Genomic DNA, 14,744 nt, shown 5'->3' on the forward strand with positions numbered 1-14,744 from the left:
GCCAATCCGCCGGGGGATACAATGGCCCGCCGTAATCGCAAGGCTGGCGGTTGTGGGACCGGAAATGTCGCTATCGGCCCTGTGCATGCGCACATGGCTTTGTATACCACCGCCGATAGGACACATCAGGCAAGGACCATCAGACCATGGCCCCCAAAAGCGATATCGAGATTGCGCGCGCGGCGAAGAAGAAGCCGATTCAGGAGGTTGGATCGAAGCTTGGGATTTCGTCGGATCATCTTTTGCCCTATGGGCATGACAAGGCGAAGGTTTCGGCGGAGTATATCGCCTCGCTCAAGGACCGCCCCGATGGCAAGCTGATCCTGGTGACGGCGATCAACCCGACGCCTGCGGGCGAGGGCAAGACCACCACCACCGTGGGCCTGGGCGACGGGCTGAACGCCATCGGCAAGACCGCGGCGATCTGCATCCGCGAGGCCAGCCTCGGCCCGTGCTTCGGCATGAAGGGCGGGGCCGCGGGCGGCGGCTATGCGCAGGTGGTGCCGATGGAGGACATGAACCTCCATTTCACCGGCGATTTCCACGCCATCACCAGCGCGCATAACCTGCTGGCGGCGATGCTGGACAACCACATCTACTGGGGCAATGAGCTGGAGATCGACATCCGGCGCATCGCCTTCCGCCGGGTGATGGACATGAATGACCGCGCCCTGCGCCAGATCGTGTGCAACCTGGGCGGCGTGGCCAACGGCTTCCCGCGTGAGGCCGGCTTCGACATCACCGTCGCCTCCGAGGTCATGGCGATCCTGTGCCTGGCCACCGACATGGGCGATCTGGAGCGCCGGCTGGGCGATATCATCGTCGGCTACCGCCGCGACCGCTCGCCGGTCTTTGCCCGCGACATCAAGGCCGATGGCGCCATGGCGGTGCTCTTGAAGGACGCGATGCAGCCCAACCTGGTGCAGACGCTGGAAAACAACCCCGCCTTTGTCCATGGCGGCCCGTTCGCCAATATCGCCCATGGCTGCAATTCCGTGGTGGCCACGCAGACGGCGCTGAAACTGGCCGATTATGTGGTGACCGAAGCGGGCTTCGGCGCCGATCTGGGGGCCGAGAAGTTCTTCGACATCAAGTGCCGCAAGGCTGGACTGAAGCCTGCGGCGGCGGTGATCGTGGCCACGGTGCGCGCCATGAAGATGAATGGCGGCGTGGCCAAGGGCGATCTGGGCGACGAGAATGTGGACGCCGTGCAGAAGGGCTGCGCCAACCTGGGCCGCCATATCGAGAACGTGAAATCCTTTGGCGTGCCGGTGATCGTGGCGATCAACCATTTCGTCACCGACACCGATGCCGAGGTCGCCGCCCTGCAGGAGTATGTGCAGGGTCTGGGCACCGAAGCCGTGCTGTGCAAGCACTGGGCCAACGGCTCGGCGGGGATCACCGAACTGGCCGAGAAGGTGGCCGCGCTGGCCGATGGCGACAGCGCCGATTTCCAGCCGCTCTACCCCGATGACATGGGGCTCTTTGCCAAGATCGAGACCATCGCCAAGAAGATCTACCGCGCGTCCGAGGTGATCGCCGACAAGAAGGTGCGCGATCAGCTGAAGGAGTGGGAGGCCCAGGGCTATGGCAACCTGCCGGTGTGCATGGCCAAGACGCAGTACAGCTTCACCACCGACCCCAACCGCCGCGGCGCCCCCGAAGGCCACACCCTGCCCATCCGCGAGGTCCGCCTCTCGGCCGGTGCAGGCTTCGTCGTGGTCGTCTGCGGCGAGATCATGACCATGCCCGGACTGCCAAGGCAGCCCTCCGCCGAGGTCATCCGCATCAACGACGAAGGCCTCATCGAAGGCCTGTTCTGAGGGGTTTGGGTTTGTGCCCTGTCCGGTCGCGCGCTACATCTGAGCGCGACCGGATCGAAGGAGACCCCATGAAACCCGCCGAAGATTGCCGGACCATGGCCGAGCTTCGCGAACAGATCGACCTTCTGGATCGCGCATTGATCGACCTTCTGGTGCAGCGCGCCAGCTATATTGACCGGGCAATCGCCCTGAAACCGACCGAAGGCCTGCCCGCCCGCATAGAGCCGCGCGTGGCCGAGGTCATCGCCAATGTGCGCGCCACTGCCGAAGCCGAAGGGTTCGACCCGGACCTGGCCGAGGATCTGTGGGGGCGCATCATCGAATGGTCCATCGCCCGCGAGGAGCGCGTGCTTGGGCCGAGCTGAGCAGACGGGACCGACATGACCGCAACCCTGATCGACGGCAAGACAATCGCCACCGGCATCCGCGATCAGGTCGCCACCGATGCCGCCGCGTTGCGCGAGGCCGGCTGGCCCCCGGCGCTGGTGTCGGTTTCGGTCGGCGACACCGCCGCCGCTGCCCTTTATGTGCGCAACCAGAAACGCAGCGCCGAAGCCTGCGGCCTGCAGTTTCAGGAGCGCAACTTCCCTGACACGATCTCGCTCGAGCAACTGATCGGCGTGCTGCAGGGGCTCAACGCCGACCCGCGCGTCAACGGCATCATCATCCAGCGCCCGCTTCCCGCGCATATCCCGGTCAAGGCGCTGCAAAAGGCCGTCCACCCGCTCAAGGATGTCGAGGGGATGCACCCCGCCTCCATCGGTAACATCGTCTATAACGATCTCGCCCTTGGGCCCTGCACCGCCGTGGCGGCGGTTGAAATGCTCAAGACCCTGCCGTTGCAGATCGAAGGGCTGGACGTGGTGGTGATCGGCCATTCCGAGATCGTGGGCAAGCCCATCGCCTTTCTGATGATGGGGCTGGGCGCCACCGTCACCGTCTGCCACCACATGACCCGCCAGGTGGCGGTGCATTCGCGCCGCGCCGATGCGGTCTTCGTGGCCGTGGGCAAGCCGGGGCTGGTCACCGGCGCCATGCTCAAACCCGGTGCGGCCCTGATCGATATCGGCATCAACCGGGTGGACGGGCGCACCGTCGGAGACGCCGATTTCGACAGCTGCGCCGAGGTCGCCGGTTGGCTGACCCCGGTGCCCGGCGGGGTCGGCCCGGTGACCGTGGCGACCCTGCTGAGCAACGCGGTCAAGGCGACCCGGATGCAGATGGACCACTATCGCAGCGCCTATGCTGCCGAATGACACGCGAAAGGGAGTGACGCGAATGAGCGCAACCATCATCGACGGCAAGGCCTTTGCCGCCCGCATCCGCCAGCAAGTCGCCGACCATGTGGCACGGATGAAGGCCGATCACGGCCTGACCCCGGGCCTCGCCGTGGTGCTGGTGGGCGAGGACCCCGCCAGCCAGGTCTATGTCCGCTCCAAGGGCAAGCAGACCGTGGAATGCGGCATGGCCTCCTTTGAACACAAGCTTGAGGCCGACACCTCGGAAGCCGACCTGCTGGCCCTGATCGACCGGCTGAACGCCGATCCGGCGGTGCATGGCATTCTGGTGCAACTGCCGCTGCCCGGGCACCTCAATTCGGATCTGGTGATCAACCGCATCGACCCGGCCAAGGATGTGGACGGCTTCCATATCTCGAATGTGGGGCTGCTGGGCACGGGGCAAAAGGCCATGGTCCCCTGCACCCCGCTGGGCAGCCTGATGATGCTGCGCGACCATCACGGCAGCCTGTCGGGGATGAATGCCGTGGTGGTGGGGCGCTCCAACATCGTCGGCAAACCCATGGCGCAACTGCTGCTGGGCGACAGCTGCACCGTCACCATCGCCCATAGCCGCACCAGGGACCTGCCCGCCGTCTGCCGCGCCGCCGATATCCTGGTCGCCGCCGTCGGCCGCCCGGAAATGATCCAGGGCGATTGGGTCAAACCCGGCGCCACCGTGATCGATGTCGGCATCAACCGGGTTGAGCGTGACGGCAAATCCCGCCTTGTGGGCGATGTCGATTTCGACAGCGCCGCCGCTGTGGCCGGCGCCATCACCCCCGTGCCGGGCGGGGTCGGCCCCATGACCATTGCCTGCCTGCTGGCCAACACCCTCACCGCCGCATGCCGCACCCACGGCCTGCCCGAACCCGAAGGTTTGACCGCCTGAGCCCTTGCCCCTGCCCCGGCCCCGCCGGTATCAGGGGCCAGAGGTGGCACGCGTGCAGAAACTGCTCATCATCCTCGGCCTGGCCCTGCTGGTGGCGGGGCTGCTCTGGCCCTGGCTCAAACAGGTCCCGCTGGGACGCCTGCCCGGCGATCTGGTGATCCCGCGGGGCACGGGCGGCCGGCTCTATCTGCCCATCACCACCATGATCCTGCTCAGCGTCATCCTCAGCCTGCTCCTGCGCCTCTTTCGCTGACCGTCCTTCACCCTTGCAAAATATCCTCGGGGGGAGGCGCCCGGAACGGGCGGCGGGGGGCAGACAGCCCCCCTCCCCGGCTGGCCACAGGCTCACCCCGTCTCGGTCACCGTGCGGCGCAACTGGCGCTCGATCTCGATCAGCACCATGAACACCGCCCCCAGGGCCAGGATCACCGCCATGTCCAGCGCGGCCATGGGCTGCGTGCCAAAGGCCAGTTGCAACAGCGGCACATAGGTCAGCACCGCCTGCGCGCTCAGTGCCACTGCCACCGTGACCCACACCGCCCGCGTGGCGCGCAGCGCGTCCCAGCCCAGCCCGGTGCCGTGCAGATTGCGGATATGGAACAGATAGAAGATCTTCAGCATCACCAGTGTGTTCATCGCCAGCGTCTGCGCATGTTCCACCGAATAGCCCTGCCCGATCCCCCAGTTGAAGATCCCGAACATGGCCGCGGCATAAAGCCCGCCCACCAGCACCACATGCCACAACAGCGCCCCTGACAGCAGCGACGCCCCGCGTTCGCGTGGCGGGCGCTCCATGGTCGCCTTCTCGGTCGGCTCGAAGGCCAGCGCGATCCCCAGCGTGACCGAGGTGATCATGTTCACCCACAGCACCTGCAACGCCGTGATCGGCAGCGCCACCCCGATCAGGATCGCGATGATGATGGCCGAGCTTTCGCCCGCATTGGTCGGCAGCGTCCAGCCGATCACCTTGCGGATATTGTCATAGACCGTGCGCCCCTCGCGCACTGCGGCAGCGATGGAGGCAAAATTGTCATCCGCCAGCACCAGCTCCGAGGCCTCCTTGGCGGCCTCGGACCCTTTCTGGCCCATGGCGATGCCCACATCGGCGCGTTTCAGCGCCGGGGCGTCATTCACCCCGTCCCCGGTCATCGCCACGGTCATCCCATGGCTTTGCAGCGCCTTGACCAGCCGCAGCTTGTGCTCCGGCGTGGTGCGGGCAAAGACATCGACATCACGCACCACCTGCGCCAGACGGGTATCGTCCATCTCTTCCAGATCGGCGCCGGTCAGCACTTCGCCCGCGTGCTCCAGCCCCACCTGCGCGGCAATGGCGCGGGCGGTGCCGGCATGATCGCCGGTGATCATCTTGACCCCGATCCCCGCGCCCCGGCATTCGGCCACGGCCTTGATCGCTTCGGGGCGGGGCGGGTCGATCAGCCCCACAAGGCCCAGGAAGGTCAGGCCGCCGTCCAGCGCCTCCGCCTCCAGCGTGTCGGCCTCCATCACCGCCAGGGCCAGAACGCGGGTGCCCTCGGCGGCCATGGCATCGGCGCGCTCGTGCCAGTCCTCGGGGGTGAAGGTGCTGCCATCGGGCAGATGCGCACACATGCCCAGCACCCGTTCGGGGGCGCCCTTCACATGCACCCGCCGCGCCCCGTCGCGTTCATGGAGGGTCGCCATGTAGCGGTGGCGGCTGTCGAATGGGATCGCGTCCACCCGGTCCCATGCATCGAGCGGGTCATCCTCCAGCGCCTTGCCGGCAAAGGCCAGCAGCGCGCCCTCCATCGGGTCGCCCTCGACCATCCAGCCATCGTCACGCTCGTGCAATTCGGCGTCGTTGCAAAGTGCTGCGGCCAGGGCGAGGGCCTCCGGGTCGGCCTCACCCGTGATCTTGCCCTTCGGCGCGTAGCCCTCGCCTGCGATCTCCAATCGGCCGGAGGGGGTTTCGGCCAGGGCCACGGTCATCTCGTTGCGGGTGAGCGTGCCGGTCTTGTCGGTGCAGATGACCGACACCGCGCCCACGGTTTCGATCGCCGGAAGCCGCCGGACGATGGCGTTGCGCCGCGCCATGGCCTGCACGCCCAGCGCCAGCGTGATGGTCAGCACCGCCGGCAGGCCTTCGGGGATGGAGGACACCGCCACGGCGACCACCGACATGAAGGCCTCTTCCAGCGGGTAGCCGCGGATGAAGACCCCGAACGCGAACAGAAGCGCGGCGGCGGTCAGGATGAACAGGCTCAGCCAGCGGGCGAAGCGGTCCATCTGCGCAACCAGCGGGGTGGTCAGCTTCTCCACCCCCGCCAGCATCCCGCCGATGCGCCCGATCTCGGTGCCTGCGCCGGTGGCCACCACCAGCCCGCGCCCGGCGCCCTGGGTGACCAGCGTGCCCGACCACAGCATCGAGGCCCGGTCCCCCAGTGCGGCGCCCGCCTCCACCGGGTCGGTGTCCTTGTCCACCGGAACCGATTCGCCGGTCAGGATGGCCTCCTGCGCCGCCAGGCCGCGGGCCTTGAACAGGCGCAGGTCAGCGGGCACCTTGTCGCCCGCCTCCAGCAGCACCACATCGCCCGGCACCAGATCGGCCCCATCTACCGTGACCCGCTTGCCATCGCGCAGCACGGCGGCGCGCGGGGCCAGCATGCCGCGAATGGCCTCCATCGCGGCCTCGGCCCGGCCTTCCTGGATGAAGCCGATGATGGCGTTCAGCACCACCACCGCCAGGATCACGCCGGTATCGATCCAGTGGCCCATCAGCGCCTTGATCAGCGCCGCGCCCAGCAAGACATAGATCAGCACATTGTGGAACTGCACCACAAAGCGCATCAAGGTGCTGCGCCGTTCCGCCTCGGGCAGCTTGTTGGGGCCGTGCTTGTCAAGCCGCGCGGCGGCCTCGGACGCGCTCAGCCCCTTTTCGCCCGCGTCCACATGCTCCAGAACCTCGGCCACGGGCGTGGCCCAGGGCTTCATCTTGTCACTCATCTATTCCCTTTCGGATCGCCGCGCGGTTACTGCGCCGTATAGGCGCCGTCCACCAGATGGTAGCTTCCGGTGATGAAGCTAGCACGCTCCGACAGCAGGAAACAGGTCAGGGCCGAGACCTCTTCGGAGGTGCCGATCCGGCCGATGGGGTGCAGCGCGGCCAGACCGTCCAGCACCTCCTGCTCCAGGTTCTTGGTCAGCAGCGGCGTGGCGATGAAGCCGGGACCGACGGCGTTTACGCGGATGCCCTTGGCGGAATATTCCATGGCCGCCGTCTTGGTCAGCCCCAGCACCCCGTGCTTGGCCGCCACATAGGCGCTGGCATTGGCAAAACCGACCGACCCCAGGATCGAGGCAATGTTGACGATTGCGCCCCCGCCCGCGCGCTCCATCGCCGGGATCTGGTAGCGCAGCCCGTAGAACACGCCGTTGAGGTTGACATCGATCACCTGTTTCCAGCCGTCCAGCGGGTATTCGCCCACCGGGTTCTGCGGCCCGCCGATGCCTGCGTTGTTCACCGCCAGATGCAGGCCGCCGGTTTCGGCTTCGGCAAAGGCGACCATGCGCTCCATGGCCTGCGGGTCGGACACATCGGCGGCGTGCCCTTCGGCCTTGCCCCCGCGGTCCAGGATCATCGCCACAACGCGGTTTGCGGCTTCTTCATCCAGATCGCTGACCACCACAAAGGCACCCGAGGCCGCCAGTTCCAGTGCTATCGCCTCACCGATACCTGAACCGGCGCCGGTCACGATGGCGGTTTTTCCTGTGAAATCGAACATCTGATCTCTCCTTGCGCTTTGGCAGGGGCATCGGGCGCCCCCTGTTCACTTCTGCCCAGAGTCGGCGAAAGCAAGGGGCGGCGCCTTGATCCTGCGCAAATGACGCAGAGGTCAGGCGCCAGGCGCTGCCCGGTCGCGCCCGCGCCGGACGCCCAGCCACAGGCCCAGCCCGGCGAAGGTCCAGCCCGCCACCACCAGCCCGGCCAGCCCGGCCAGAAACGCGACAAGCGCCTGCTGGATCGGCGCCCCACCCGGCAGGGGCAGCGCGGCCAGCGGCGACCACAGGCTGCCGGTGGCGATCACATGCCCCATGCTGGCGGCAAACCACAACAGCACGGCCGCCGCCACCAGCCCCGGCACCGCCAGCAACCCCTGCCCCCGGCGCGGCAGTTGCAGCATGCGGCGCAGCGATTGCGCCTGCCGCCCCAGGTCATGCCCCACCGCCAGCAGGGCAGGCACCACCAGCAGCACCAGCACCATGCCAAAGCCCAGCCCATAGACCAGGGTGATGACGGTGGGCTTGAGGAACTCGGCCTGGGTGGAGCCTTCGAACATCAGCGGTGTCAGGCCCAGCACCGTGGTCAGCGTGGTCAGCAGCACCGGGCGCAGACGGTCACAGGCGGCATCGATGATCGACGGGATCAGCCCGCGATCCGCCGCATACTGATCCACCGTGGTCACCAGCACGATGGAATCGTTGATGATGATCCCCGCCATGCCGATCAGCCCGATGATGGAAAAAATCGTCAGGGCGATATTCCAGTGCATATGCCCATAGAACGCCCCGATCAGCCCGAAGGGGATCACCGCCATCACCACCAGCGGGCGCAGCCAACTGGAAAATACCCAGGCCAGCGTCAGATAGATCAGCAGCAGACACAGCGTCACCCCGACCATGGCATCCGACAGGAAGGCGGCTTCATCCTCGGCCTGCCCTGAAAGGCGCGTTTCGATGCCGAAATCGGCCTCCAGCTGCGGCAGGATCACCTCGCGCAGTTCCTGCGTGATCTCACGCGCGCGGGCGGGGTCATCTTCGGATATGTCGCCGGTGACGGTGACCACCCGCACCCCGTTTTCGCGCCGGATGGTGGAAAAGCCCTGGCGGCTGTCCACGCTGACGATATCGGCCAGCGGCACATACTGCCCCGAGGCGGCGCGCATCAGCATGCTGTCCAGAAAATCCGCCGTGCGTTCGGTGTCCGGGATTTCCACGCGAATGGCGCCGGTGCGCATCCCGTCGGGGAAGGTCGCCGCCTCGATCCCGCCCAGCCGGTGGCGCAGCACGCGGGCCAGCCCGTCTTCGGTAAAGCCCAGCGCCTGCCCCTGCGCGGTCAGCCGCAGGATCAGCTCTTCCTTGTCATAGGGCAGGCTGTCCTCCAGGCCGGTGATCTCGCCATAGGGGGCGAGGGTCGCCTGCAGGGCTTCGGCGGCAGCTTTCAGCACCTCGGCGCTGCCACCGGCCAGATCCACCGACAGGTTGTCGCCGCCGGGACCGGCGCCCCAGCTGCGAAAGCTGAACTCCTCCAGCCGCGGATGGGGGCGGACCTCATCCTGCAGGGCCGAGGTGAATTCGAAGGATGAAAACGGCCGCGCGTCGGCATCCACCAGCTCGATGGAAATCGCACCCAGCTGCCAGGGCTCCTTGTTATCGGCCGCGGCCAGCGCCCGGCCGGAATTGCCGCCGATCTCGGCCAGGGCATGGATGACCGGGTTGACGCCGATCTCGGCCTCATAGCGCGCAGCCAGGGCTTCGGTGGCGCGTTGCAATTCGCGCATCATGGCCAGGGTGTCTTCGCGGGTGGCCGCGTCGGTCATGGCAAAATTGCCGGTGATCGACCCCTGTTCGGGGGCGGCAAAGAAGCGGAATGGCAGATCGCCCCGGATCAGGTTGCCCCCCTGCACGGCCAGCAGCGCCACCAGCCCCGCCAGCACCGGATAGCGCGCGGCGATCACCAGCCCCATGAAGGGGCGGAACAGTCGCTCGCGCATCCAGCGAAAGCCCCGGTTCACCTGGCGCGAGGGCCAGTCATACCAGTGCTCCTTTGCGGCGCCTGCAATCGCATGATACATGTGATGCGGCAGGATCAGGAAGCATTCGATCAGCGAGGCGATCAGCACCGCGATCACCGTGAAGGGGATATCGGCGATCAGGGAGCCGAAGCGCCCGCCGATGACGATCAGCGCCCCAAAGGCGATGATCGTGGTGATCGAGGCCGCGAACACCGGCTGCGCCATGCGCGTTGCGGCGTTCTCGGCGGCCTGCGCAGGGCTTTCGCCCAGTTCGCGCGCGCGCCAGTCGGCATGTTCGGCCACCACGATGGCATCATCCACCACGATCCCCAGCGTGATGATCAGCGCGAATAGCGAGATCATGTTGAAGCTGAGCCCGATGGCCCACATCACCGCCACCGCCGCCAGCATCGCCACCGGGATCCCCACCGACACCCAGAAGGCCGTGCGCGCATTCAGGAACAGGAACAGCAGGATCACCACCAGCCCCAGCCCCATCAGCCCGTTCTTGACCAGAATCGCGAGCCGCCCCGAGATGAACTCGGCCCGCGCGCTGACCAGTTCGATCCGGGTGCCCTGCGGCAGGCTGAGCACCATGTCATCGGCCACCCGCTGCACCGTGTTCTGAATGTCGATGGCATCGCCCCGCTCGGACCGGTCCACGCGCACGGCAATGGCCGGGTTTTCACCCACGAAATAGGCGCGGTTGCGGTCCACGGCGCCTTCGGTCACGGTGGCGATATCGGCCACGGTCAATTGCGTGCCATCGGGCAGTGACCGCAGCGGAAGCGCCGCGATCTCGGTGCCGCTGCGCCGTTCGGCCCCCGCCCGCACCCGGGCGGCGCCTGAGGCGATCTCACCCGTGGGGTCGGCGGAGACGGCGGCGGCGATGGACTGGGCAATATCGGCCATGGCAATGTCATGGGCCACCAGATTGCGCGAGGGCACCTCGACCATGACCTCGGGCGCGGCGATGCCCTGAATGCTGGTGCGGGTGATCCCTTCGGCAAACAGCCGCGCGGTGAATTCATCGGCAAAGCGGGCCAGTTGCTCCACCGCCACCGGGCCGGTGATCACCACATTCGTCACCCGGTCGCCCCAACTTGACCGGCGCAGGCGCGGGTCATCGGCATCGGCGGGCAAGTTGCTGACCGCATCCAGCGCATCCTGCACATCGGATGTGGCGCGGGTCATGTCCCAGCCGGTTTCGAACTCCATCACGAAACTGGCCGAACCTTCGCGGGCGCGGGCGTCCACGCGGGCCACGCCATCCACAGCCTGCAGGGCCGGGCCGATGATCTGGACAATGGCGGCGTCCACATCTTCGGCCCCCGCCCCGGACCAGCCCACGCTGACCGAAACCGTGTCCACCACCACATCGGGGAAGAACTGCGCGCGCATGTTGGGAATAGCGGCCAGCCCGGCGGTCAGCATCAGCACCAGCAGCAGGTTCGCCGCCGTGCGGTGCCGGGTGAAATAGCGAAACAGACCCAGAGCCGTGACCTGCAACCGGTTGCGCCGGACCTCGCCCGCATCGGTCATGGCATCACCCCCCGCGCGGCCCGTTGGCGATACGTTCGATCATCTGTTCGGGGACTTCATCCTGTTCCAGCTGAGCGATCAGCCGCGCGCGCACGGGTTCGGGCATGCGGCTGTTGCTTTCGACCTGGGCGATCAGCTCCGCGCGGCGTTCCGGGTCCAGCCGGATCATGCGCGCTTCGGGGGCGAGGGGTTGCCCGGCACTGGCAGCCGCATAACGCTGGGGCTGGACCAGGATGCCCGCGCCCAGCATGGGGCCGACCTCGCGCACCACCTCACGCCCGGCCAGATCGGCGCTGGCACGCAGGATCACCGCATCGCCCTGGCGGCGCAGGACCTCGACCGGGTGCGCCTCCAGCCGGTCATCCGGGCCGACGACAAGCACCTCGCCCGCCGCTGTCACCGCAGCCGAAGGCAGCAGCGCCACATTCTCCAGCGCCGGCTCATCAACGCGCACGGTCACGAAATCACCGAGGCGAAAGCCCCGCGGGGCATCCAGCGTGGCATAGAGCAACCGCCCGGACTGGCCTTCGGTCAGACCCGCGCCGACACGGCTCAGCCGTGCCGGGCTGGTGATTTCCATGCCCGAGACATCCAGCGACACCTGCGCCGGGGCCGCGCGCAGGCCGCCGTCAGGGTCCAGCAGCCGCAGATACTGCGCGGTCGAGATGCGAAAGGCCACTTCCAGGTCATCGGGGTCGATCACGGTTGCCAGCCGCTCGTTGGTGCTGACCAGCCCACCTTCGACCACATCGACCCCGCTCAGCACGCCTGCGAAACCGGCGTGGACCTCGGTATCGGCCAGGCGGCGTTCGGCATCGGTCAGGGTGATCCGCAGACGGTCGCGCGCGGTTTCGGCCTGATCGCGCCGCGCTTCGGCCTGGGCTAGGGCCTGGCGACGGGACACCAGCGCCTGCCGGGCCGAGGACAGGGCCAGCTCGGCCTCTTCGATCTGGGCTTCGGTGCCCACGCCGCGCCCGGCCAGATCTCGGCGCCGGTCCAGGGTGCGCTGGCGCAAGTCAAGCTGTTCCTGCGCGGCGGCCACGTCTTCGGCGGCCAGATCCAGGGCGCGGACGGCATCGCGCAGCTCGGCCTCGGCCCGGGACATGTCGGATTGCGCCAGATCGCGCGCCGAAAGCGCCTCGGACGGATCAATGCGCAGCAGCAGTTGCCCGGCGGTGACCGCAGCGCCATCCTCAAACCCTGGCGCCAGTTCCAGCACCCGCCCGGCCATGGGCGCGCGCAGCTCCAGTGACCGGCGGGTGCGCACCTCACCAAAGGCCGAGAGCACCGGGATCACCTGCCCGGGATCATAAGGCATGACCTGCACCGTGAATGTGCGCTCACGGCTCATGGCGGGGCGGGCGGATTGCTGGGCGCGCTCCTGCACCGAGGTCACCACCACATGCGCGGCATAGCCCAGCAACCCCAGGGTCAGACCGGCCAGAAACAGCGCCAACAGGCTGCGGGTCAGGAAACGCATGGCAACTTTCTTAACTTTGGGGCCGTCGGATCACAGGATATACGCAGCACCCCGGCCCGCGGGTCACATTTGCATCATGCACACGGCCGCACGCGTCATTTCCGTCGCAGATGTTCGTCCAACCGCGGAAAAATTTCGACAAAGTTGCAGGGGCGGTGGCGGAAATCGAACTGAAGGCGCAGGATCTCGTCCCAGGCATCCTTGCAGGCGCCGGGCGATCCGGGCAGCGCAAAGAGGTATGTGCCCTGCGCCACCCCCGCACAGGCCCGGGACTGGATGGCCGAGGTGCCGATCTTCTGCATGGAGACGATGGTGAAGACAGTGCCAAAGGCCTCGATCTCCTTTTCATAGACATCGCGGTGGGCTTCGACGGTCACATCGCGCCCGGTCAGCCCGGTGCCGCCGGTGGTCAGGATCGCATCCACGCCCGGGTCGGCGCACCATTCGCGCAGGCGGGCGGCGATCTGGTCGCGCTCATCGCGCACGATCCCGCGCGCGGCAAGGGTGTGGCCCGCAGCTTCGATCCGCCCGGCCAGCGTGTCGCCCGACCGGTCGCCGGCCGGATCGCGCGTGTCCGATACGGTCAGCACCGCAAAGCGGACGGGAATGAATTCCTTGGTGTCGTCGATTCGGCTCATGGCAGGGACCTCAGTTTGGCCTGAAGGGTCAGCAGATCCGCCCAGGCATGGCGTTTGGCGGCGGGGTTGCGCAGCAGATAGGCGGGGTGCAGCATGGGCAGCACCGGGCGGTGCAGGAAGTCATGCCAGTTGCCGCGCAGCTGGGTGATCCCGGTTGCGGTCTGCAACAGCGTGGTGGCGGAAACCCGCCCCATGAACAGTAGCACATCCGGCGCGGCAAGTTCGATGTGGCGATCGACAAAGGGGCGCATCATGGCCAGTTCCTGCGCATTCGGATCGCGGTTGCCGGGCGGGCGCCAGGGCAGCATGTTTGTTATATAGAGCGCGCGGCCCGGGTCCGGGTGATCACGTGCCATGCCGATGGCGGCGAACATCCGGTCCAGCAACTGCCCGGCCCGGCCCACGAATGGCTTGCCCTGGCGGTCTTCTTCGCTGCCCGGAGCCTCGCCCACGATCATCACGCGCGCGGTTGGCTGACCATCACTGAACACCAGGCTGCGCGCGCCCCTCTTCAACTCGCAATGGTCGAAATCGGCCATGGCGGCGCGCAGGGCGTCCAGGTCCTGGGCCGCACCGGCGCGGGCGCGGGCCTCGGCCACCGGGTCAACTGCGGGGGCCGCAGGTGCGGGTGCGGGCGCCGCGGGCGCGGGGCGGGCCGCAGGTCTGGGTCTGACAGGGGGTTTCCACGGCGTGTCGGCGGGCAGATCATAACTGTTGACCGGGCTGTCGCCGATCGCCTCGGTCGCGCCCAGTTCGACCTGCCATTCCAGCAGCGCCCGCGCGGTATGCCAATCCATCTGCCCCTGCATGCGCCATAGGTAAGCGCCCCGCGCCAGCACGTAAAGCGCCCATCGCGTCACACGGCCCGGGTTGTCACCGCCGCGTCGGGGGCCCAGGCCCAGACTTATTGATATTCAAAGCAGGTAGATGACGGTAGCGGCGAGGAAGGTCGTGGCGCATTTGTCATGGCGGAATCGAACCAGATCGTCAGCGAGCTGCGGTGCATCAGCGCATCGTTGTAGCTGGGCCAGTTCTTGGACATGTAGGCGGCGGGTGTGGGTCTGCTCATGTTCCCCAGCTACCACGCTGAATCCACGAGATGTATCCCTCACGTGATATGTGCAACATAGACCTTGGCGATGTATTTAGAGATTTCGATACCTCAAAAGAGGTTTTGAGGGCTACGGGGATGGATGCTTGCGCGGGGGGTGGTATATGCTTCCACGGCCTTTTCCCCCAAAGTCCTCAGAGTCCGATTCATAATGGTCTGAATGATTTCAGGTTCTTGCGATGAGGCGGGTGAGGCGACGGATGTGGGCGATGA

General features: G+C 67.0%; 11 protein-coding genes. 5 read left to right on the forward strand and 6 right to left on the reverse strand.

Annotated elements, in window-relative coordinates:
* Positions 1 to 146 precede the first annotated feature (146 nt).
* The 5 genes from HUK65_RS07855 to HUK65_RS07875 all read left to right on the forward strand — a co-directional run bounded on the left by HUK65_RS07855 (position 147) and on the right by HUK65_RS07875 (position 4,245).
* On the forward strand, positions 147 to 1,823 hold the full coding sequence (locus tag HUK65_RS07855; RefSeq protein ID WP_179905606.1) for a formate--tetrahydrofolate ligase: 1,677 nt from the start codon (positions 147 to 149) through the stop codon (positions 1,821 to 1,823).
* 68 nt (positions 1,824 to 1,891) lie between these two features.
* The gene (locus tag HUK65_RS07860; protein WP_179905607.1) at positions 1,892 to 2,188 is read left to right on the forward strand and encodes a chorismate mutase; all 297 of its coding nucleotides are present in this window, start codon (positions 1,892 to 1,894) and stop codon (positions 2,186 to 2,188) included.
* A 15-nt stretch (positions 2,189 to 2,203) separates the two neighbouring features.
* Complete coding sequence (locus HUK65_RS07865) at positions 2,204 to 3,079, forward strand: bifunctional 5,10-methylenetetrahydrofolate dehydrogenase/5,10-methenyltetrahydrofolate cyclohydrolase (protein ID WP_179905608.1); 876 nt, start codon at positions 2,204 to 2,206, stop codon at positions 3,077 to 3,079.
* A gap of 22 nt (positions 3,080 to 3,101) precedes the next feature.
* Complete coding sequence (gene folD / locus HUK65_RS07870) at positions 3,102 to 3,992, forward strand: bifunctional methylenetetrahydrofolate dehydrogenase/methenyltetrahydrofolate cyclohydrolase FolD (protein ID WP_179905609.1); 891 nt, start codon at positions 3,102 to 3,104, stop codon at positions 3,990 to 3,992.
* A gap of 52 nt (positions 3,993 to 4,044) precedes the next feature.
* On the forward strand, positions 4,045 to 4,245 hold the full coding sequence (locus tag HUK65_RS07875) for a DUF2905 family protein (protein ID WP_327787061.1): 201 nt from the start codon (positions 4,045 to 4,047) through the stop codon (positions 4,243 to 4,245).
* Positions 4,246 to 4,337: 92 nt separating this feature from the next.
* Here HUK65_RS07875 and HUK65_RS07880 read toward each other — a convergent pair whose 3' ends face one another.
* From HUK65_RS07880 to HUK65_RS07905, 6 genes are all read right to left on the reverse strand, one after another.
* Positions 4,338 to 6,971, reverse strand: coding sequence for a cation-transporting P-type ATPase (locus HUK65_RS07880; protein ID WP_407692420.1), 2,634 nt, complete (start codon positions 6,969 to 6,971; stop codon positions 4,338 to 4,340).
* Between the two features lie 26 nt (positions 6,972 to 6,997).
* Positions 6,998 to 7,750: an SDR family NAD(P)-dependent oxidoreductase gene (locus tag HUK65_RS07885; RefSeq protein ID WP_179905611.1), complete on the reverse strand. Its 753-nt coding sequence runs from the start codon at positions 7,748 to 7,750 to the stop codon at positions 6,998 to 7,000.
* A 111-nt stretch (positions 7,751 to 7,861) separates the two neighbouring features.
* Positions 7,862 to 11,302 carry an efflux RND transporter permease subunit gene (locus HUK65_RS07890; RefSeq protein WP_179905612.1) on the reverse strand — a complete coding sequence of 1,147 codons (3,441 nt, stop codon included), beginning with the start codon at positions 11,300 to 11,302 and terminating at the stop codon, positions 7,862 to 7,864.
* A gap of 4 nt (positions 11,303 to 11,306) precedes the next feature.
* Positions 11,307 to 12,782, reverse strand: a complete 1,476-nt coding sequence (locus HUK65_RS07895) for an efflux RND transporter periplasmic adaptor subunit (protein WP_179905613.1) — start codon at positions 12,780 to 12,782, stop codon at positions 11,307 to 11,309.
* 95 nt (positions 12,783 to 12,877) lie between these two features.
* Entirely contained in the window at positions 12,878 to 13,420 is a 543-nt protein-coding gene (gene moaB, locus HUK65_RS07900) for a molybdenum cofactor biosynthesis protein B (protein WP_179905614.1), read from the reverse strand.
* Positions 13,417 to 14,229 carry a uracil-DNA glycosylase gene (locus HUK65_RS07905; RefSeq protein WP_179905615.1) on the reverse strand — a complete coding sequence of 271 codons (813 nt, stop codon included), beginning with the start codon at positions 14,227 to 14,229 and terminating at the stop codon, positions 13,417 to 13,419. Before HUK65_RS07905 ends, moaB begins: the two co-directional genes overlap by 4 nt.
* Positions 14,230 to 14,744 lie beyond the last annotated feature (515 nt).

It is taken from the genome of Rhabdonatronobacter sediminivivens, assembly GCF_013415485.1.
GTDB classification, from domain to species: domain Bacteria; phylum Pseudomonadota; class Alphaproteobacteria; order Rhodobacterales; family Rhodobacteraceae; genus Rhabdonatronobacter; species Rhabdonatronobacter sediminivivens.